General features: G+C 38.3%; 19 protein-coding genes. 13 read left to right on the forward strand and 6 right to left on the reverse strand.

All coding sequences use genetic code 11. The features are described from left to right. Positions 1–4: 4 nt before the first annotated feature. From FTU64_RS07415 to FTU64_RS07435, 5 genes are read left to right on the forward strand one after another with little or no spacing between them, the layout of a single operon-like run. Positions 5–799, forward strand: coding sequence for a DUF1365 domain-containing protein (locus FTU64_RS07415; protein ID WP_180052891.1), 795 nt, complete (start codon positions 5–7; stop codon positions 797–799). Then, entirely contained in the window at positions 796–1,992 is a 1,197-nt protein-coding gene (locus FTU64_RS07420; protein ID WP_180052892.1) for a cyclopropane-fatty-acyl-phospholipid synthase family protein, read from the forward strand. Before FTU64_RS07415 ends, FTU64_RS07420 begins: the two co-directional genes overlap by 4 nt. A gap of 25 nt (positions 1,993–2,017) precedes the next feature. Beyond that, on the forward strand, positions 2,018–2,797 hold the full coding sequence (locus FTU64_RS07425; protein ID WP_180052893.1) for a DUF1295 domain-containing protein: 780 nt from the start codon (positions 2,018–2,020) through the stop codon (positions 2,795–2,797). Positions 2,798–2,805: 8 nt separating this feature from the next. Next, positions 2,806–3,855, forward strand: a complete 1,050-nt coding sequence (locus tag FTU64_RS07430) for a cyclopropane-fatty-acyl-phospholipid synthase family protein (RefSeq protein WP_180052894.1) — start codon at positions 2,806–2,808, stop codon at positions 3,853–3,855. Between the two features lie 39 nt (positions 3,856–3,894). Next, positions 3,895–5,217, forward strand: coding sequence for a HAMP domain-containing sensor histidine kinase (locus tag FTU64_RS07435; RefSeq protein ID WP_180052895.1), 1,323 nt, complete (start codon positions 3,895–3,897; stop codon positions 5,215–5,217). Between the two features lie 21 nt (positions 5,218–5,238). On the opposite strand, the gene FTU64_RS07440 is transcribed toward FTU64_RS07435, so the two are convergent. From FTU64_RS07440 to FTU64_RS07455, 4 genes are all read right to left on the reverse strand, one after another. After that, entirely contained in the window at positions 5,239–5,925 is a 687-nt protein-coding gene (locus FTU64_RS07440; RefSeq protein WP_086209427.1) for a response regulator transcription factor, read from the reverse strand. A gap of 11 nt (positions 5,926–5,936) precedes the next feature. After that, entirely contained in the window at positions 5,937–6,437 is a 501-nt protein-coding gene (locus FTU64_RS07445) for a chalcone isomerase family protein (RefSeq protein ID WP_180052896.1), read from the reverse strand. Then, complete coding sequence (locus FTU64_RS07450) at positions 6,413–6,985, reverse strand: nuclear transport factor 2 family protein (RefSeq protein WP_180052897.1); 573 nt, start codon at positions 6,983–6,985, stop codon at positions 6,413–6,415. Before FTU64_RS07450 ends, FTU64_RS07445 begins: the two co-directional genes overlap by 25 nt. A gap of 113 nt (positions 6,986–7,098) precedes the next feature. Continuing rightward, on the reverse strand, positions 7,099–7,992 hold the full coding sequence (locus FTU64_RS07455; protein ID WP_180052898.1) for a LysR substrate-binding domain-containing protein: 894 nt from the start codon (positions 7,990–7,992) through the stop codon (positions 7,099–7,101). Positions 7,993–8,094: 102 nt separating this feature from the next. On the opposite strand from FTU64_RS07455, the gene trpB reads away from it, so the two are divergent. Both trpB and trpA read left to right on the forward strand, forming a co-directional pair. Next, complete coding sequence (gene trpB, locus FTU64_RS07460) at positions 8,095–9,306, forward strand: tryptophan synthase subunit beta (RefSeq protein ID WP_180052899.1); 1,212 nt, start codon at positions 8,095–8,097, stop codon at positions 9,304–9,306. Further along, positions 9,303–10,088 carry a tryptophan synthase subunit alpha gene (gene trpA, locus FTU64_RS07465; protein ID WP_180052900.1) on the forward strand — a complete coding sequence of 262 codons (786 nt, stop codon included), beginning with the start codon at positions 9,303–9,305 and terminating at the stop codon, positions 10,086–10,088. Before trpB ends, trpA begins: the two co-directional genes overlap by 4 nt. Positions 10,089–10,208: 120 nt before the next feature. Here the strand turns inward: trpA and ribA are convergent, their stop codons facing one another. Then, entirely contained in the window at positions 10,209–10,811 is a 603-nt protein-coding gene (gene ribA / locus FTU64_RS07470; protein ID WP_180052901.1) for a GTP cyclohydrolase II, read from the reverse strand. A 432-nt stretch (positions 10,812–11,243) separates the two neighbouring features. Here ribA and FTU64_RS07475 point away from each other — a divergent pair, with 432 nt between their 5' ends. After that, complete coding sequence (locus tag FTU64_RS07475) at positions 11,244–11,519, forward strand: hypothetical protein (protein ID WP_180052902.1); 276 nt, start codon at positions 11,244–11,246, stop codon at positions 11,517–11,519. Positions 11,520–11,842: 323 nt separating this feature from the next. Here the strand turns inward: FTU64_RS07475 and FTU64_RS07480 are convergent, their stop codons facing one another. Continuing rightward, complete coding sequence (locus FTU64_RS07480; RefSeq protein ID WP_180052904.1) at positions 11,843–12,592, reverse strand: metallophosphoesterase; 750 nt, start codon at positions 12,590–12,592, stop codon at positions 11,843–11,845. Positions 12,593–13,179: 587 nt separating this feature from the next. Here FTU64_RS07480 and FTU64_RS07485 point away from each other — a divergent pair. The 5 genes from FTU64_RS07485 to FTU64_RS07505 all read left to right on the forward strand — a co-directional run bounded on the left by FTU64_RS07485 (position 13,180) and on the right by FTU64_RS07505 (position 20,431). After that, on the forward strand, positions 13,180–14,814 hold the full coding sequence (locus tag FTU64_RS07485; protein WP_180052905.1) for an HNH endonuclease: 1,635 nt from the start codon (positions 13,180–13,182) through the stop codon (positions 14,812–14,814). Between the two features lie 78 nt (positions 14,815–14,892). Next, positions 14,893–15,477: a bifunctional 2-polyprenyl-6-hydroxyphenol methylase/3-demethylubiquinol 3-O-methyltransferase UbiG gene (locus tag FTU64_RS07490; protein WP_180052906.1), complete on the forward strand. Its 585-nt coding sequence runs from the start codon at positions 14,893–14,895 to the stop codon at positions 15,475–15,477. Positions 15,478–15,772: 295 nt separating this feature from the next. Continuing rightward, a complete protein-coding gene (gene dptF / locus FTU64_RS07495) occupies positions 15,773–17,377 on the forward strand; it encodes a DNA phosphorothioation-dependent restriction protein DptF (RefSeq protein WP_180052907.1) in 1,605 nt (534 codons plus the stop codon). A 2-nt stretch (positions 17,378–17,379) separates the two neighbouring features. Continuing rightward, positions 17,380–18,690 carry a DNA phosphorothioation-dependent restriction protein DptG gene (gene dptG, locus FTU64_RS07500; RefSeq protein ID WP_180052908.1) on the forward strand — a complete coding sequence of 437 codons (1,311 nt, stop codon included), beginning with the start codon at positions 17,380–17,382 and terminating at the stop codon, positions 18,688–18,690. After that, positions 18,671–20,431: a hypothetical protein gene (locus FTU64_RS07505; protein ID WP_180059494.1), complete on the forward strand. Its 1,761-nt coding sequence runs from the start codon at positions 18,671–18,673 to the stop codon at positions 20,429–20,431. Before dptG ends, FTU64_RS07505 begins: the two co-directional genes overlap by 20 nt. Positions 20,432–20,544: the final 113 nt, after the last annotated feature.

Here is a 20,544-nt window from a genome sequence, read left to right on the forward strand (position 1 = left end):
CATGATGCAGATGTATCCACTGGCGATTGCCTCTGCCGAAATCCGGCATCGCCGTTTCTTGCCCAAAGCACATGCTTTTGAGACCCAGCTGACCTATCTATGGTTTGATCCGGATCAACTCTCAAGCTTTACCCAAAAATCATGGCTATGGTCTTCCAGTCGCTGGAATTTCTTGACCCTGGAAGAGCGGGATTTTCTGACCATGGAATGTGGCTCGATTCGGCAGAAGGTCGCACGTCTGCTGATCAAGCGGGAAAACTATCTGTTACCACATGCGGCTTCCATCCGTGTACTGGCTTTGCCACGCACCCTCGGCTTTCGCTTTAATTCTGTGGTGTTTTATCTGGTCTTTGATGCCACCGACCAACTGATCTTTGTACTGAGTGAAATTACCAATACCCCTTGGAATGAACGTCAGGTCTATATCCACGACTGCCGGCACAATGCAACTGAATATGCGCCGTACCAGAGTCACCAGTTTGACTTCAAGAAGGCCTTTCATGTGTCGCCATTCATGCCGATGGCACTGGATTACCGCTGGCGCTTCAGCTTCTCCGATCAAAACAATGTGATTCATATGCAGTTGTTTCAGCAGGGGATATTGCAATTTGATGCCACCATGCAATTTTCACTGGAAGCCATCACAGTTCCTTCACAGCAGCACCGTTATGCTGTGTTGAAAGTTCTTGAACCCTTCAGGATGGTCAGCGGAATTTATCTAAATGCCTGGCGTTTATGGAAAAAGAAAATTCCGTTTTACCGGCATCCTAAAAAAGAAAAAGGAAACACATTGCGATGAAAACACTATTCATGGGAGAACAAAGCACACTGCCGGTGGTATTACGGCATTTGCTGAAATTACGGCATGGTCAGCTGATTTTTAAAGGCATCTGGAATGGGGCAGTCGGCGAAAACAGCGATCTGCAGGCCGTGATTCAGGTGCATGATACCCGTCTGATGGAACTGTTGTTCCGTAATGGTGTGCTCGGTGCGGCAGAAGGTTTTATCCGCGGTTACTGGAGCAGTGAAGATCTGGTGGATGTGATCCGCATTTTGGCACGTAACCGCGATGTACTGGACCGGATGAATCAGAATACAGTGGCCAAGGCCAGCCAGTTGCTGCTAAAGGCCTGGTACAAATCGCGCAAGAATTCGATTGATGGCAGCCGCAAAAATATTGCCGAGCATTATGACCTGAGTAATGAATTTTTCAAGCTGTTCCTCGATAGCAGCATGATGTATTCCAGTGCGGTGTTTAAAGAGCCGGGTATGAGTCTGGAACAGGCTTCGGATTATAAAAAAGAGCTGATCTGCCAGAAACTCAAGCTGAAACCGATGGATCATTTAGTCGAAATTGGCAGTGGCTGGGGCGGTTTTGCCATTTATGCCGCGCAGCAGTATGGCTGTAAAGTCACCACTATCACCATTTCCAAGGCACAGTATGATGAAGCAGTGGCCCGGGTCGCTGCAGCCGGACTATCACATCGCGTCACTGTCCAGTTGAAAGATTACCGACTACTGGAAGGCAAATACGACAAGCTGGTGTCGATTGAAATGATCGAGGCCGTAGGTGAACAGTATTTGCCGACCTATTTCCGCAAATGCCGTGAGCTGCTGAAACCGAACGGTCTGGCCCTGATTCAGGCCATCACCATTGAAGATGCACGCTATGCCAAAGCCCTGAATACCGTGGACTACATCAAGCGCTATATTTTCCCGGGCAGTTTTATTCCGTGTATCAGCGTCATGACCCAGGCCGCGTCCGAACAAAAACTGCGTCTCAAGCATCTGGAAGATATCGGTCTGAGCTATGCCCAAACCTTAAACTGCTGGCGTCAGCGTTTTCTGGGGCAGCGTGATCAGGTACGGGCGCTTGGCTTTGATGAGCGCTTTATCCGCATGTGGGATTTTTATTTGTGTTATTGCGAAGGTGGCTTCCGCGAAGGCGTAATCAGTGATGTGCATCTGCTGTTCGAAGCGAGTGCTTATTAAGCTGAGATAAAACAGGAGGGCTGACATGCTGCTGAATTTACTGGTTCTGAATGTCTTTATCATGTTCTGTAGCTGGCTGCTGGTGACCTATAACCAGCGTGCCGGACTGGTCGATGTGGCCTGGAGCTTTAGTATTGCACTTAACGTCATTATCGCGGCCTGGGTCATGGAAACTGCACCGCTGCTAGTTCGGGTATTTCTGGGCGTGTTTAGCGGCATCTGGTTTTTACGCCTGACCTGGCATCTACTGCGCCGTTATGCAAATGAAACTGCAGAAGATACCCGTTATGCCAATATGCGCCGGGCCATGGGCGATTATCAGCATCTCGGTTTTCTGGCCTTTTTTATGTTTCAGGCCGGTCTGGTGGTGCTGTTTTCCTATCCGATGCTGGAGTTGCTCAATATTCCGGCCCAGCAGTGGAATAACTGGACACAGGCTACGGTATTCATGGCAGGTATGATCATGCTGCTGGCGCTGATTGGTGAGAGCACCGCTGACCAGCAACTCTACCGTTTCAAACTAAATCCACAAAACCAGGGCAAAACCCTAGACCAAGGATTATGGAAATATTCACGTCATCCGAATTATTTTTTTGAATGGCTGCACTGGTTTGCCTATCCAATCCTTGGCCTGGCAGCAGGTGTATATGGATTATGGCTGTACCCGCTGCTGATGTGGTTATTTCTGTACTACATCACCGGGATTCCCTTTAGTGAACAACAGGCGCTGGCACATCGCGGCGACAACTATAAAGACTATCAACGACGAACTTCAATGTTTATTCCGTGGCCACCCAAAGCGTAGGTAAATACATGGACTTTATGATTCAACAATCTTTAAAACTGATCGAAAGCGGCAAAGTGCCTGACCCGTTGATTCGGGCCGGTATTCGTACTTTAAGCAAAAAACGCCTGGCACAGGAAGGACGCTTCGACCCGGCACTCGCAGCCCAGCGCTATATGTATGTGCTGCATATGCTGAAAAACAGCGAGATTGCCATCGAGACTGACAAAGCCAATGAACAGCACTATGAACTACCGACCGCATTTTTCCAGGCAGTGTTGGGCAAGCGTCTGAAATACAGCGCCAGCCTGTTTGAACAGGCTGATACCACACTGGATCAGGCTGAAGAAGCGGCACTGGCCAGCTATTGCCAGCGTGCACAGTTGCAGGATGGACAGGATATTCTGGAAATAGGCTGTGGCTGGGGCTCTTTCAGTCTGTATATGGCCGAGCATTATCCCAAAGCCCGCATTACCGTGGTGTCGAATTCCTCAACCCAGCGCCACTATATCCAGGAACAGGCCCGCCTGAAAAAACTGGAAAACCTGACGGTGATCACCTGCGATGTCAATGTACTGCAATTGGAACCAGCTACTTTCGACCGTGTGGTTTCGGTGGAAATGTTTGAGCATGTCCGCAACTACCAGAAACTGTTTGAAAATATCAGCAGCTGGTTGAAAGCGGATGGCCTGTTGTGGTGCCATATTTTCTGTCACCGTTTCCTGCATTATCCGTTTGAAGTCAAAAATGAATTTGACTGGATGTCGAAATATTTCTTTAGTGGCGGTCTGATGCCGGCAGCTTCAACCTTCCTACATTTTCAGCAGCATTTGCAGCTGGAACAGCACTGGCAATGGGCTGGCACCCAATATGAACGCACCGCAAATGCCTGGCTGGAGAATATGGACCAAAAGCAGACTGAGTTACAGCCCCTATTTGAACAGACCTATGGCGCAGATGCTGCCATCTGGTGGCAACGCTGGCGGATTTTCTTTATGGCCTGTGCCGAACTTTTTGGTTATGACCATGGACGCGAGTGGGTGATCGGCCACTTTCTGTTTAAAAAGAAAGTCGTATAATTGAACGGCGAATCGGATGGGACAGTGGGGAATGCATCAATGTTAAAGCTGTTTAAGGACAAGCGCGATCATCCTCTAGGTGAGGTGTTTAACCGCTACTACTGGCTGCAAATCGGATTCATTGCCCTGTCCGTAGTGATTGGCATTGGCTGCAGTGCCTGGGTAATCAAGGGTTCCTTGCTCAGAACAGCGCTGGAACAGGAAATGTCGCATTACTGGCAGCGGCTGGAACGCAATCCGGCGGCTGAACTGCCGGATACCAAAAACCTGTATGGTTACCGCTGGAACGATGTGCCGCCGGTCCAATTTCAGCACATGCAGCTTGAGCAAGGCGTGAACCGGCATTTTGTCGATGGCAAGGAACGCATGACTGTGTATGGCGAAAAACATGGGCAGCATGTGCTGCTGGTGTTTGGCGAAAGCAACGTCAACAAGCTGGTCTGGCTGTTTGGTCTGGCACCGCTGATGGTCAGCCTATTTGTACTGTATAGCGTGCTGTGGTGGTGGAATCGCCGCGCCCGGCGCTATTTTTCCCCGATTACCCGTTTGGCGAATGCGCTGGAGCATATTGACTGGGAACACCAGAAAAATCAGGTTTCACCGTTTCAGGACATCCGTACCGACTCCAATCTGGAAGCGGAATACCTGAAGCAGGCATTAGAAAAATACCATCAGGTGCTCAGCGAGTTTATTCAGCGTGAACGCGAGTTTACTGGGGATGTCAGCCATGAACTGCGCACTCCACTGACCATTTTAAAAGGCAATGTGCAGTTATGTCAGGCCCGTTATGGTGACAACAAATCGTTTACCCGCCTGCATAACACCATTGAAGACATGCAGCTGCTGGTCGACACTCTGCTGGCTATCGCCCGCAATACCACCAATACTTTAACCGCGGAACCGACCATGCTTTCAGAATGTTTGGAAAATCTGGTGCAGGATCTGGAAAGTGTCAGCCACACCAAAGGCATGCAGATTGATCTGCAAAAAGACCTCGATGAACAGCTACGTAAACTGTATCCGTCAATGACCAAAATGGTGTTTGGCAATATTCTGCGTAATGCGCTGAACTATTCACAAGGCACAGAAATTGATGTGATTCTGCAAAAAAATAAAGTACTGATTGCTGACAATGGAGTCGGTATTCCTTTGCCAAATAATGCCAAAGTCCAGGAGCTATCTGGACAGCAGCTGCAACTGGAAATCAAAGGGCACGGGATTGGCCTGCAACTGGTACAGAAGTTGTGCAAGCAGCTGGGCTGGCGGGTCGAGCTGTTTGACCGGCAGTATTATCTCAGCACCCATCAGGATGTTGATCTGGAGATGACGACCGGCTTAATCGTGGTAGTGTATTTAAACTAGATCTCTGTCTGCCTAAAAAGATTAGGTTTCTAAAGCAATCTTTAAACCGACACCAGATATGGTATGAATCAGTTTTTGCTCAAAAGGCTTGTCGACCATTTTACGCAGATTGTAGATGTGACTACGCAGGGCATCACTTTCCGGCTCTTCATCACCCCAGAGTTCCATCATGATTTCCTGTTTGGTCAGGACTTTAGGCGAATGACGCATCAACAATTTTAACAATTTAAACTGAATCGGAGGCAGTTCAATGCTCTGCCCAGCCCGGGTCAGCTGCTGTCTTGCCGGGTCCAAAATCAGGTCGTGAATTTGCAGACGGCTACTGGACACTTCACCCAGCGAACGCTTGATCAGAGCTTTGACCCGCACCACTAGCTCGTTAAAGTCAAACGGCTTAACCAGATAATCATCCGTGCCGGAATTGAAGCCTTTGAGTTTGTCGTCCAAGGTATCCCGAGCGGTCAGCATCAGCACTGGCAGGTCCAGACCTTCTTCATGACGCAGCCATTCACACAGTTCATAACCGGAACCGTCTGGCAAGTTAATATCCAACAGCAAGATATGATAGCGTTGCTGTTTCAGTAGCTGGCGCGCAGCATTCAGATTGCGGGCATGATCCACCACAAAATCATGCTCTTCCAGAAACTCGCATAAGGTAGAGGCCAGTTCATAATGGTCTTCAACCATGAGGATAAAATGTTTGGACATAGCGGCAGAGACTAATTCAATAATTGCTGTTTTAATTTAGCACTAAATGGCTGCGAACCCAGCCAGATATTAAAATATTGCTGGGCCAGCGGATGCTGCAGCTGCCCTAAATTTTTCCGGTTGAGGGATAAACTCAGGGTTTGCGTGGCATGGCTGTATTTCAAGCGGTACAGATCACCTGATCTGACCGGACGATACAAATCACTGATCGGATTGAAAATGGCCTGGATGTTGGGGTCTTTGACATTACGCTTGAGCAGATGTGTAGCTGCACGCTTAAATGCCCATTCAGGAATATTATGTGTATAGGAAAAGTCCATCTGGATCGTCTGCTCTTTCCAGGATTGGCTACAGTTTTGGGCAAAATAACTGGCCATACCGACCTGTTTTTGGCCCACCATCAGCGGGCCATTGCCACATTGATTCAAGCTTTGCGCTTGCGCCCATGAACTGAAGCTACATCCCATCAGTAACGTGGTACTGATGGCTATTTTTTGAAAGGCAGTAGCCATGAATAGGCCCCTCCGACATAAGGTAGGGAACGGTACAGACCATTCGCCGGGTCCCAGAAATCTTGCTGGAAAATAATCTGATGGTTTGGGTTGACCTTTATTTCACTGATTCCAAATGAATCCATTGTTCGTGTCTTGCCGAACATTTTAAAATCATAAACCATATGCCAATGCACATAGGCAGAGTCTTGATGATATGAAGTATTTAATAGACTGACAGTTACATTACTTACCCGCTGGTTCATACCTTGAAAATGTTCAAGCAGTTTTTTACGCGATGAAAATTGCGACAGAGTATCGTTAATAAAAAGCTGATCTGCATACAGTGCTCCAGCATTTTCAACGAATTTAGGTGTGCCCAAGGTATTAAATGCCGAAGTGAAGCGGGTACCGATTTCTAGTGCTTTTGTATCATCTAAGGGTATTCCCTGAATACTCGCTCTGGCATTTGCATAATCAGAGGAATAACGAGGAACACTTTTACATCCTGACAGGAAAAGCACTGGTAAGGATAAGGCAATTGCCATTAACGTTTTGACTTGATTCATATTGACTGTCCATCTTCACAGTTTATCCCCCCAATTTAGAGAGGCTAAAGTGAACAGAATGTGAAGATAGATACTAAAGACAGTACATTGAATAGAATTTTGATGATTAAGGATTAGATTTCACTTTCTCTTTTTTTTTCAGTCATTAGCCAATGAATGATATTCATGACATCAGGATTCTCATTATTTTTTCTGACTATGGCATAAAAATTATAGTCACAATAGATAAAACCAAAAGGGGCAAAGACTCTTCCATTTAGTATTTCTTTTTCTACTAAAATTTGAGGTGCTATCGCAATTCCTAAGCCTGAAACAGCCGCCTCTATCATTAAATTGAGACTATCAAAATAACGATCATTCGCTTTTGGGGAAAAGTGAATCTTGGACTGATCAAACCATGTATGCCATGCACTTTTATTTGAGTGGGTATGAAGTAATGGATAATTTAAAAGATCATTTTTTGTATGAAGAGGATTTATTTCACGATTACAAACAGGCCCCATGTTATCGGGAAATAAAAGATATTTATTCAAAAAGTTGGGAAGTATATGATTTTCACTGATGCTATTGATAAATATGTCAACTTTCTCTTTTTCTAACAATTTTAAGTCATTACATGTCATTAATTTGATATGGATATTGGGGTAAATGACTTCGAGTTTTTCTAATCGGGGAATCAGCCAATTTGCCATAAAACTATGAGAAGCGCCTATTACCACTTCTACTTCTGACGTTTTATTTGTTAACTCAAAGATACATTCTTCTAAACGATTAAAAAGATGCGTACAAACTCGAGATAATTCTTCTGCATCCGTTGTCTGAGAAATGGTAGAGGAATGCCGAATAAACAATTTTTTATCTAACCATTCTTCTAACTGCTTTATTTGGTGGCTAATCGCACTATGGGTGACACACAATTCTTCCGCAGCTAAGCTAAAGCTTTTATTTCTGGCAACTGCTTCAAATGCTTTTAAAGCATTAAGGGGAGGTAATGTTCTACGTTTCATGTTGTAAAATTTTCTAACACCATAAACTCAAAATATATCAATTATCAGAAAAATGAAAATATTTTAAGATCAAACAAGTTTTGATAGTAAAAGAGATATGAGATGACAACCCCTTATACAGGTAATGGTCCTGATGACTTGGGATTTTTTGGTAAATTTGGCGGATGCTACATGCCAGAGAGCTTAATGCCAGCACTTCAAGAATTAGAGCAAGCCTTTAATACTGTTCGGCATAAACCTGAATTTTGGGCTGAATATCAACATATTTTAACGGACTTCGTTGGTCGTCCTAGTCCTCTTTTTTATGCAAAAAACCTAACAGCTTATACAGGAGGTGCTCGAATATATCTCAAGCGGGAAGATTTGAACCATACGGGTGCACATAAGATCAATAATTGTGTTGGGCAAATCTTATTAGCCAAATTTATGGGGAAAACCAGAATCATTGCAGAAACTGGTGCTGGACAACATGGTGTTGCAACAGCAACGGTTTGCGCACTGTTTAAGATGAAATGTACCATTTTTATGGGAGAAACAGATATTCAGCGCCAACAAATGAATGTTGAACGCATGAAATTACTCGGTGCTGAAGTCAGAAGTGTTCAAAAAGGTCGTGGGACTTTAAAAGATGCGATGAACGAAGCATTACGTGACTGGATTAGTCATGTTGATACAACCTATTATCTGTTGGGTACTGGTGCAGGCCCTCATCCATATCCCGTAATGGTCAGAGAATTTCAAAAAATTATTGGTTTAGAAGCCAGAAACCAAATACTCCTCAAAGAAAATAAATTGCCTGATGCCTTAGTTGCTTGTGTTGGTGGTGGATCAAATGCATTAGGGTTGATGCATCCCTTTCTAGAAGACCTGAATGTCAAAATGTTTGGCGTTGAGGCGGGTGGAAAAGGAACACATACTGGTGAACATGCCGCCTCTATTTGCAAAGGTCAAGTCGGTGTGCTGCATGGCAATTTAACCTATTTATTACAAGATTTAGATGGGCAGATTTTAGAAGGGCATTCTATATCAGCTGGTTTAGACTATCCTGGTGTCGGTCCTGAGCATGGCATCCTGTTTGAAACAGGACGTGTGACATATACGGCTGTAACTGATCAAGAAGCTGTAAATGCATTTCAGCTTTTAAGCCAACAGGAGGGTATTATCCCTGCACTTGAGAGTTCTCATGCGATTGCGTATGCGATTCAACTTGCTCAAGAAATGCAGCCAGAACAGATCATTATTGTCAATTTAAGTGGTAGAGGTGACAAAGACTTAAATACAGTCAAAAAATATCTTACAGGAGCTACAGCATGAACCGTCTAGATCAAAAATTAGAGCAATTAAAACTGGAAAATCGAAGCGGTCTGGTCTGTTATTTTACTGCTGGAGATCCTAATTTTGCAGAAAGTTGTCGTCTGTTGAGCCAATTAGGTCAAGCTGGGGCTGACATTATTGAAGTTGGCATTCCTTTTTCAGATCCAGTGGCAGATGGTGAGATCATTCAGGCAGCACATCTTAGGGCATTAAGTGCAGGTCAAACGGTAAAACAAACCATTGAGTTGGTAAAAGCAATCAGGCTACATGATGAAAAAACACCAATAATTTTAATGACTTATTTAAATCCGATTATGCAATATGGTTTCGACAAACTTGTCGCCGAAATGGAAAATTTTATAGACGGAATATTGATTTTAGATACTCCATATGGGTATCGAGAAAACTTTGAAGTGCAATTAAACGAAAAAAATATGCATTTAATTGCAATGACTGCCCCGACTACCCCAGTTGAAAGGTTAAAACAAATTTCAGTGCGCGCGACAGGTTTTTTATATCATGTTGCAGAAAATGGCTTAACAGGAGGAGACTTCAATCTGTCTAATCTTGAGAAAAAGATTGCTGAAATCCAGCCTATTTTTAAGATTCCTGTTGCAATTGGTTTTGGGATCAAAAATGAAAGTCATGTTAAAGCCTTAGCCAATAAAGTAGATCTGATTGTTATCGGTTCAGCGCTCGTCGATACTTTTTTTAATAAGGGGATGAATGCGACTTTAGAAAAGGTCAGAGTTTTTTCGCAAATACTTAAAGAAAATAAATAATATCCTGTTTCTTTAATCACAGTTTTTTAAGTTAATTTTACAAGAACCATATGTGATAAAACCGTCTCCCTAAGGGAGATGGAACTTTGTATGTTGATTTTTTCTGAAAGTGATCACTTTTTAAAAATCACTATTATCATATAGATGTGACATTCGTTTTTGCTTTGTTTCGAGATAATTTTTATTAAAGCTATTTAAACCAACTTTTAAAGGAATACGTTCAACAACATTAATTTCTAAATCAGATAAAGATTTAATTTTAAATGGATTATTCGTAATTAACTTGACGTCTTTTATTTGTAAATAATCAAGCATTATTGTACACATATCATACTTGCGAGCATCTGCTGGCAGGTTTAATAATAAATTGGCATCAAGGGTATCATGTCCTTGGTCTTGAAGTGCGTAGGCCCGAATTTTATTGGTTAGTCCTATGCCACGGCCTTCTTGGCGCAGGTATAAAATAACACCTTGACCTGCATCATGAATCATCTTCATAGTTGAGTGTAATTGTGGACCACAATCACATTTGAGTGATCCAAAAGCATCACCTGTTAAGCATTCTGAATGTATTCTGACCAGTACAGGTTGATTGGGAGCGGCATTCATCCCTTTAGCAAGAGCGATATGTTCTTCACCAGTACTTTGATCTTGAAATGCTATAATTTCAAAATCGCCAAATGCAGTAGGTAACTTTGATTTGGAAACAAATTCTATAGCCACGGAAGAATACACCTATATAAATATATATTTGATACAATTTACTTAATCTAGCTTAAAAGCATCGGCCGAATTTTTTGCAGTTATAAATTTCAGCGTTTTACTTCCAATTAAAGAGTATGTATCTGATAGTGAATTTTATGTGAAATGTTATTTAGAGTATTTGATTAGTGTTCTACTTTGTTGTAAAAACACTCAAAAGCTGAAGCTTGCCTAAAACATCAATATTGAAGATAAGCTGGTTTTTTTCTAGTAAATTGAATTTATTTAATTTATTAAATAAGTTGATAAAAGTAGGGTTGGACTGATTTTAAATGTATTGATCAAATTTTATTTGATCGCCGTGATTTTAAGGCGAGATTGCTGGATAGTTAGATCATTACCCAATTTTAATTTATTAATCTTAGTTTCAGATAAAAATCAAGGAGACAATTGATGTCGAGAAAAATAATAATGACTACAAATGAAAGGCGTCTTCAAGCTCTAAATCAAATGCGTGCTAGTTACAGAGGTGAGCAACTTTTAAGGCAAGATAGAATTAAACTCATTCAACATGGTGCAGTTGTTCAATCGCACGAAATTTCTATCAATGACAGTGATCATACTCAGTGTGATGATTTAGCAATAGAAATTGATGAATGTGACATGTTAAAACAAACTGCTGAGACTATGTATGCAACTACAGGTGATACAATTTGGTTAAGTTTTTAATACCTTAAAGCTTATGATATTATTTTAATGAGAGAAGCTCAGAGTATCTTGAGGAAGTCCTCAGTTGATATTTCTTGTTCCACGTAAAAAACACCATTTTGGTCTGCTTTCATTTTTTTAATCGAATTACCTTGAAGTTTATTGATCTCGAGTAGATCTTTAAGTATTTGATCTGCAAGTTTATTCCTTCTATCATCTTCTGAATCTAAATGAATTGACATGAGTTTTTCCTGGTTTTAGATACTGTGGAAGTTTAATTATCATTCCTACAGGAAGTTTGACATTAGAGTTGGGTTGAATTTGTTTAATACGAGTATGACAATTTAAACTTCGATGATCAAATTTTCTCTAAACCCATTTTTTCCTTGCTCTTGTGGATACCCTAAAGGATTGATCACTAATCTACATCCGTCGACTACAGTATCAACTGATGTATGCGTATGCCCTGAAATCCAAAGTTTAAAGCCTTTAACATCCAAGTCATTTATAAAATAAGGATTAAGGGCTGATGCAACAGGATGTTTACCCCAATACGGATCAAGGCAGGCTAAATGAGGAGGGAAATGGGTAATGACGATTACATTGTCTAGCCCCTTAAATTGCATAATATTTTGATGATATCGTTGAAATAGTGCAATGTAGTCATCAGCTGTTATAGTTCGATTATCGCTACTTATCATGATTTGATCAAAATCATAAATAGATTGTTCAGCATCTTCTTTAAATTTTTGCAGTTCGTTAGTGGTTGTACGAGCTGAGTTGGAACGAAAGTTCGTAAACAATGTACCGCCAACAAATATTTTATCCTGTATCTTGATATGGTTGTCATCAAGCAGAGCATTTTGAGGATAATTTTCTCTTAAAAAGTCTACGACTAAATTGTAGTTTGAGCAGTAATAATCATGATTACCTAAAACAAAAATAAAGTTCTTATTCAGGTTTTTACATGTTTCTGCAAACTCAATAGCACCACTTAGGCGATTCGAAAAATCCCCAGCGTGAATAATCACATCAGCTTCATCTAGTAAAGCATATTGAGAATTGTGGGTGTCTGATAAGATTTGCAGTTTCAATCTACTTCCTTTATTAAATCACGCTGCTCAAATATATAGAGTTTTATTCCAATCAGTTTATATCATTGTAGAAATTATAAGATACAAATCTGTAATCCTAAGCTTCTAAAAATATAGGTAATTATTTTTTTAATTAACTGGTTAAATATTAATCATAAAATTTGACCAATTGAATTTATGCACATAAGATAAAGATGTTACAGCAAAATCTGTGACCAGGCGTGGAAACCTGAATTTACTACAGAAGCAGTAAACCGCTTTGGCGGTTTTTTGCGTTAACTATGTTTAGCCTATCGTAATGGTAGGCCAAGCAGGGCAGTCTATGACTGGCCGTCTTCTGTAGTACGGTATTTCCACCCCTGTTTGGCTTGCCTCCATCTCGTGGAAAAGATGGAAGATTGTTTGTAATTACTACAGGAACTAAACATGAACACTTTCTATAATATCCCTTATTTTCTCCAAGCCATTTCTTTTGTTCTGAAAGAATAAAATTTTCGAAATAAATTTTAGTCATATCTAATTAATTTTACTTTTATAAATTTCGTAATCTCACGAGATCTAGAGAAGTATTGCCTAGAGAAAATAAAATGGCCCGTACTAAGCTTTTAACCAATATTATTCAAAGAAAAATAATGCTGCTTGACGAAATGTCGCACTCAAATCAACACAACAACTTTGAGTTATCACTTTATGATTTCGCTCAACATGAAATTCTAGATAAATTATATAAGGCAGATAATCAACGTTCCACAGAATGTTGGAGCCCTGATGAAATTGAGGAGTTTATTCTAGATTGTTTGAATGATCGTAATGTCAATTTATGCATTCGCTATTGGAAAGATGCTGCTGGCAATATTTATATCATCGATGGTGGGCATAGGATTTCAATCATTTATGCTTGGATCAAAAGATACTTTATTGATGAGCAGGTAGTTGGAGCTCCGAAATTCACGCCGTCACAAAAACGAGATATTCGTCAGATTCGTCATCGATTAGGTGGATTAGCTGATTTTCAAGAGTTATGTAGTGATTCTGAGTTTCAGCAAAAATTAAAATCAACCAAAATTAATTTTATTGAAGTAATTGGGACACCTGAGGAGGCTCGGAAAGCCTTTTGTTCAATCAATTCAGATACGAAACGATTAGATCCAGATGAAGAATATCATTTACAGAATAGGGGGAGTGATGCTTTTTATGTGATTTATGTGTGTTGTTACATAAACGATAATAAATCCAACTTAGCTGAACTGAATTACGAGCGGATAAATGAAGTAATCGCTTTAGGTGAGCAAATTCACGATCATCTTTTTAAGATGATACTTTTAGAGCCAGATTTAGCACACGGTAAAAAAATAGGCCTAGTCAATGAACTCCTAAATATGATGTTTGGTGATGCTTGTCAGAATACTATCAGTATAGACCAAGGTCAGCGTGTAGAAAATTTAATACTAAAGCTCAGAGTTGTGCTGTGTCGTATCGCTACACCAGAAATTAGCATTGGAATTCCAAGTTTAGGTTTACACCCGAAACTATATTTTTATAAAGATAATCGATTTCAAGTTACATCCTTTTTGGCCTGGTTCTCTATCGTCTTTGAAATTGAAGAAGGCAGTTTTGAAATACAGAATAAGAAGTTAGATTTTATTGGTTTTACCCGAGCACGCCGTAGTGTTGAAAGTTTAATTGATAAAATTCCTGTGGCGATCAAAGAAACTGTCGGTAAGTTTGGTAGCGGAATCAGATCACATGAGCGATTGAAGAACGTGTATCAAGCCTTTATCTGTATTGGACTAAATATGGATTTAGATTTTGAAGATGAAGTTTGTTTGAACACCGTCATTCTTTCGATGAGTCAATCATTTGATTATATTAATTTTAACGATTTTTACCTTGAACGTTTTGGTGGCGATTATGATGAAAGCATTGTTGATAATGTTGTGAGCTTTGTGAAATCAGTAAGACCATCAAAGAAGAAAAAACCTCTAAATTTTTCACTCGCTACCAAAAGAAATCTGTATCAACGTGAGGAAAAGAAAACATGGAGCTATTGCGAAGTATGTGATAGTGCTCTATACGTTAAATCGACTGAAGTAGATCATCGAGAATCGAAAGCAGCAGGTGGCTATGGCATTCTAGAAAATGGAGCAATTATTCATCCTATATGTAATCGTTTCAAGTCAGATCGTACTTTGGAAGAAGTAAGAGCAGATTTATTTGACTAAAAAGATAAGGGAGCAAATGCTCCCTTATCTTTTTGTTTTTTAGTAGACTGGGGTCAGTGTTTAGCCTAAGCCTCAATTATGAAAACAATAGATTATTACAACCAATATGCGGATGAGTTTGCACAAGCAACCTTAAACGTAGATATGGAAACACTGTATCAGCCATTTTTAGCTGAGTTACCAGAATCTGCACGAATCTTGGATTTGGGCTGTGGCTCAGGACGCGACACTTTGGCTTTTAAAAATAAAGGCTATCAGATTGATGCCATCGATTATTCTACGGCATTGGTCGAACGAGCGACCCAACTGACTGGTATCGCTGTTCAGCAGCAAAGTTTTTATGAGATTGAAGTGCAGGATATTTACGATGGGGTATGGGCATGTGCATCTTTATTACATTGTGATCGTAACCGACTTCCTGATGTTTTAAAGCGCATTCATTCTGCATTACGCTGTGGCGGTATCTGCTATATGTCTTTTAAATACGGCACAACAGATCGAGAAAAAGGCGGTAGGGCGTTTACTGACTTAAATGAAGAGCAGGCTCAGGAATTGTTAGACCAGTTGAATGGGGTTAGGGTATTAAAACAGTGGATTACAGTAGATAAACGGCCTGATCGTCATGAAGAGCGGCTAAATATAGTGTCGAAAAAATTGGCTTAAAGATAGTTATATTTGTTGATTTGTCTAAATAGAAATAAACCATGTAAACAGATATGACCACTTCAATTTCTATTGATTACTGCATTTAGCCCTTTTTTATTTTAATTATTAAAATAAAAAGAGTTTTTGTTTTTATAGAGTTGGAATAAAAAGTTAAATTTATGATAATAGGTAAGAAATTTTTTTGGCGTTAGATAGCCTATGCCTCAAGAAATGTTGGAAAAACAGAAGACTATGAGTTTTCTTTGGCAAAACTTCACATGTTATAAAATTATATTCTGAGAGGGGTATCTAGGTGCAATTCGTTGAGGCCTTAAGTATTTTATCTAAATCATCATCCTTTGCTGTTTCTACAGAAAGCGATCGAGATTTAGAATTATCTAAAATCAAATCTGATCTTTATGTTGAAATGCCTATTGAAAAGGACTTTTTTTCGTTACTAGAGCAAATTGATTCTACGTCTAAATGCGTTATATTTTTATGTGGAAGTAGCGGAGATGGAAAGTCTGAGCTGATGCTAAGAGCGAAGCAAAAGTATGAAAAACCATATCTAAAGTTTCACTTAGATGCAACACATAGTTTTGAGCCTCATGACACTGCGACTGATACCCTAAATAGAGTTTTTGAAGACTTTCTAAATGGTGCCCATTCATTGGTCATTGGGATCAATATTGGAATGTTAGGAAATTATGCAGAAGATGCAGAACAACAAAAAATAAAAGATATATTAAAAAAATATTTAGAAAAAAATGAAAATACTGAGGATTTCAAATTTGTAAATTTTGAAGATTATCCAAAATTTGAAATTACTGAAAATGGATATAAAAGTGAATTTATTTCTAGAATTTTAAAGAAGATAACATCTCCAAGCTCTATGCTTTACCAGCTGTATGTGCAAGATGAAACGCTAGGAATAAATAGTGCTGATTATTTTAAATTTGTAAATTATAAGTTGCTATGTAATGAAAAAATTCAGGAAGTCCTTATTGAGTTATTTTTAAAAGTTAGATTGTTTAGAAATCAGTTCATCACGGCAAGAACATTTTTAGATCTAATTTATGAGTTAATAACTAAGAAAAATTATCTTTTCAATAATCTATTTTCCTGCAATGAAAACGAAATTTTAGAAAAGATAATTGAATTTGATCCTGCAAAATTAAGAACTAAAGTGATTGATCGCTTTCTTATAGCATATGAGTTGAATAGTCTTTCTAATGATTTTGAAGAATTTAAGAAAGATTTAAAAAATGATCTAATGATTAATGATTTAGGGTGTTCTAATGCTTATATTAGATTGTTCTATATATTAAAATTACTAGATCTAGGTAATAATTATCATAAAAAATTTTTTGATGATTTTAAAGAGAGTTTGCTTATAGATTATTTGGAGATATATAGACATCATCTTTATTATGATGCAGTTCGATCTCGACCAGTGCTTCGTAATTTCTATACTAAAGAATTAATTAGTGCAATTAGGGGATATATTAATAAAAAAGCACCCTATTTGGAAGATGATCAATTTTTGTTGGTTGAATATGGGGATTACAAAGTTATTTCTAATCTAAAGTTAGCTCCCAATTTTTCTGAGATTCAAAAGAGTCAATTTCAAAAAAATAGAGGATTTTTTGATGCAAATATTATGATCAAAGGATTTTCAGAAGATAAAAATGATCCTAATTTGAAATTTAGTCTTGATATTAATCTCTATGAATTATTCAGTAAATTGAGAGCAGGTTATCGACCAAATAAAAATGATAGAAGTGTCGTCGTTGTATTGAATGAACTTGTAAATCGATTACTACTTTTTGCAAATCAATCAAACGAAATTAGTTTCAAGTCAACTTCTTCTGAAGTTAAATTTATTCGTGAAGAAGACTGTATAGAAGTAGGGTACTGAGAATGTATTTAAAAGCAGATTTAAAGCCATCTAGTAACAGTATGGCAAGTTTCTATCCTATTAGTACCAATGAGAATAGTAATGATTTTGACTGGGATTTAGTAACAAATTTATTTTTAAGCGAACTTTATGGGTTAACTGCTGAAAAAAAAATAAACAAATTGAGAGAGAATCTTGATCAATTTTATAAAGATCTAGAACAGCAGTTTAAAGCAGATTTTTTAGATGAGAAAGCTTGGGAGATGATTAATAATATTTATTTTAGAGAAAATAATATTGCTAAAATTTCGCCAAAGTTACGGATATTTTCATTGACTGATGAGTCTCAAGGGCTATCAGCTGAAAAAAGAATAGTCGCTCTTTTAAAGACACTTTTAAAAAATGAATTCATCTATACTAATGATGTTACGAATTTAAACTTCATAGAGCAAAAAATTTATGAAAAATTTGAAAGTGTCTTTCAAAGCCAGTATCCAAATTACGATGGTTTGATTACTTATCTACCGAAGCTTTCCTCAATTTTTTCCAAAGATTTAATTTTTCTTACTAATCATTCGAAATACTTTTTAGAAAATATACAATTATTTTTGGAATTGTATACCTTTTTATATACAGCACAATTATCGATTATCATTAATGGCTGGAAAGAGGCGAGTGAGCCAGATATAAAGGACTGTTATTTTATATTAGATACTGAAAAAGCTAGTCGAGAAAGAGCTTCACTACAAAGAAGCGGATATAAGTTGGTAGAGAAAAATTTAGATTCTATTTTTCCAACCTTAGCACTTTGCGAGAGTTTAGAAAGTAGCAAAGGTCATAAATATCCCTTATGGAAAATAGTTACATTGTTAGAAGAGGATGATTTACCAAATTTAGAATCCTATTTTGATGCTTTTATAGAAAATAGAAACTTGAAAATAAATAGAAATAAATTCAACACTGTTCATTCTGCTTGTGAAGCTTTGCATCAAGCTTATAAAGCGCAATTTGCGAAAGGTGAAACAAGAGCGAGCCGTAATTCAAATATTGTAAGAACAATTAAAAATATTATTTTAAAACCATTTATTCAGACACGAGGCAGTGCAGGTACAGTCTTTGTACTTACTCAAGAATATTTATTGTTATTAACAAATCTCGTTATTGGTGAAAGAGATAAATTGCGTTTATATGAAGTGATCAAAGAATTTGAGCTAAGAGGGATCTTCTTTGATAAAGAAAGTAGAAAAGCTTTGGTTGGTTTTTACGAACGTTTAGGTAATGTAGAAAAAATGAGTGATAGTGGGGATGCGATCTATGTCAAAAAAACAATATGAAGATTTTTTAGTTGAGTTATTTTTTGATTGGGCGCAAAACAACTTAACGATTGGTGAGAAACTGCACTTTAAATCACCTGATGATGAAAATAGTTTAAAACTTTTCCAAGCTTTTATCCGTAAGTCAGAATTTTATTTTTCTTTACATGATGAGCAGATCAAATATTTCATCTTGAATGAACATAAGATTATCCCAGTCTTGCATTCAGATGCAGACTTAGGATATTCAGAAAACTATATTTCATATTTACGAGATCAGGTATCAAGCCAGATTGGCGAGTTTAAAGATTCCATTTTGTTGATCATTCATAACTCATCTTTAGATACTTTAAATAATTCCTCTAAAGATTTGACACTAACGGATAATATTTGGAGTCCTAAAGCTATTTATGATGCTTTATTGAGTTTTATTAATGAAAGTTCTTTTAAAGATCATGAGATTTCAAAGCAACTGTTGAGTCATCAGTTTGAGCTCATTTGCGCTGATGGCGCAACCATGTTTGGTTTCAGGGAATTATTTAATGCAGTTCAGGATGGTAAAATAGAATTTAATGAACTAGGTTATTTGAATGATGCGGCATTACAAGATTGGCATCATGCAAGCATTGCACAAATTGAAAAAAGATTAGATGAAAATAAGCGTCTCAAAGAAGACATTGAGTATATTGTTGAACAATTTCCAACTGAGTACGTTGAAAAGTTAATTGATTTAGATTTTAGCGAAAAATTTATTGATAAGTTTTTTTCAGATAAGGATTTAGATTCATGGAGAACAACGCTAGACTTTGGTGAATGTCAGCAAGAGAGACAGAAAAATGCTGTAGATCTTATAGAGTTTTCTGATCTAAATACTTCAGCCAGCAAATATTATCATCGTACGAAAGGTGAAGCTTCTCAAAAAGGTGGTTCTTCTAGTCGTGATCATCATTTAATAATAGAAGTATGTCCAACTCAGACACTCATTGATCTGGATCTTACTTTTATTAAAGGGCAATTATCTGAAGAAGAAATAAAAATCTCACCTAAATTTAGAAAGTTATTGAATTATAAGGTGAATAATCGTTCCGCTAAAAAAACAACCTTAAGTTTAGAGACTGAGTTTAAAGGAATACCGAAATATCTTAATTTCGAGATTAAGAGATCAAAACCTAAAGAATGCTTTAAATTTAGAGTTCTATTGGTTCCACAGAATATTTTTCCTATACATTCATTTCAGGATAAGTTCTTATTGGTTCCTAATAAAGAATTTATTATTTTAGAAACTGATCAATCAGAATTTATTTTTAATACTACGAATGAGGCCACTTATACCTTATCTCAGTCTGGTGAAAAGGTTGATGCCTATCAGTTTGGGACTGTGGTTTATGAGCGTTTATTAAATACAGAAGAGCAGGTTAATTTCGTACTGAATGCAGGAGAGCATGCATTAAGATTTGAAATTCAAGGTATTCTTTCGGTCTCAAGCCTCAATCTACCAGTCATTTTTAATTTAGACTCTTATAAATATTTCTTTGATGATGAACTTTTCGGTATTTATAACAACAAGAGTTCTAGGATTTCATTCTTGGGTCGAGAATACAAATCAAAAGGTGAGTATAAGAAGTTACTGGAATTAGAAATCGATCTTATTTCAGAACAAATACTCTCAACTGAAACTGTACGTGGTGGAAAAATATATCTTAAGGATTTAGCACCCGCATATTCAAATCTCAGCCAAGCCTACACACTGATGTGTGCTTAAAAAACAGGAGGGTTTAACTTGGTAAACTATACATACTCATTAGGAGTTTACCATGAGCAAGAAACAGAAGACTTACACCGCAGAATTTAAAGCTGAAGCCATAAAAGCCATTG

The sequence above is a fragment of the Acinetobacter sp. YH12128 genome (assembly GCF_013418655.1).
Lineage (GTDB): Bacteria > Pseudomonadota > Gammaproteobacteria > Pseudomonadales > Moraxellaceae > Acinetobacter > Acinetobacter amyesii.

Excerpts from the sequence above, each read along its gene's own strand:
- trpB (WP_180052899.1), top strand. The coding sequence starts at position 8,095 with ATGACAACCCCTTATACAGGTAATGGTCCTGATGACTTGGGATTTTTT.
- trpA (WP_180052900.1), top strand. The coding sequence starts at position 9,303 with ATGAACCGTCTAGATCAAAAATTAGAGCAATTAAAACTGGAAAATCGA.
- dptG (WP_180052908.1), top strand. The coding sequence starts at position 17,380 with ATGTATTTAAAAGCAGATTTAAAGCCATCTAGTAACAGTATGGCAAGT.
- FTU64_RS07490 (WP_180052906.1), top strand. The coding sequence starts at position 14,893 with ATGAAAACAATAGATTATTACAACCAATATGCGGATGAGTTTGCACAA.
- FTU64_RS07455 (WP_180052898.1), bottom strand. The coding sequence starts at position 7,992 with ATGAAACGTAGAACATTACCTCCCCTTAATGCTTTAAAAGCATTTGAA.
- FTU64_RS07485 (WP_180052905.1), top strand. The coding sequence starts at position 13,180 with ATGGCCCGTACTAAGCTTTTAACCAATATTATTCAAAGAAAAATAATG.
- FTU64_RS07420 (WP_180052892.1), top strand. The coding sequence starts at position 796 with ATGAAAACACTATTCATGGGAGAACAAAGCACACTGCCGGTGGTATTA.
- FTU64_RS07430 (WP_180052894.1), top strand. The coding sequence starts at position 2,806 with ATGGACTTTATGATTCAACAATCTTTAAAACTGATCGAAAGCGGCAAA.
- FTU64_RS07475 (WP_180052902.1), top strand. The coding sequence starts at position 11,244 with ATGTCGAGAAAAATAATAATGACTACAAATGAAAGGCGTCTTCAAGCT.
- FTU64_RS07450 (WP_180052897.1), bottom strand. The coding sequence starts at position 6,985 with ATGAATCAAGTCAAAACGTTAATGGCAATTGCCTTATCCTTACCAGTG.
- FTU64_RS07505 (WP_180059494.1), top strand. The coding sequence starts at position 18,671 with ATGTCAAAAAAACAATATGAAGATTTTTTAGTTGAGTTATTTTTTGAT.
- FTU64_RS07445 (WP_180052896.1), bottom strand. The coding sequence starts at position 6,437 with ATGGCTACTGCCTTTCAAAAAATAGCCATCAGTACCACGTTACTGATG.
- FTU64_RS07435 (WP_180052895.1), top strand. The coding sequence starts at position 3,895 with ATGTTAAAGCTGTTTAAGGACAAGCGCGATCATCCTCTAGGTGAGGTG.
- FTU64_RS07415 (WP_180052891.1), top strand. The coding sequence starts at position 5 with ATGCAGATGTATCCACTGGCGATTGCCTCTGCCGAAATCCGGCATCGC.
- FTU64_RS07425 (WP_180052893.1), top strand. The coding sequence starts at position 2,018 with ATGCTGCTGAATTTACTGGTTCTGAATGTCTTTATCATGTTCTGTAGC.
- FTU64_RS07440 (WP_086209427.1), bottom strand. The coding sequence starts at position 5,925 with ATGTCCAAACATTTTATCCTCATGGTTGAAGACCATTATGAACTGGCC.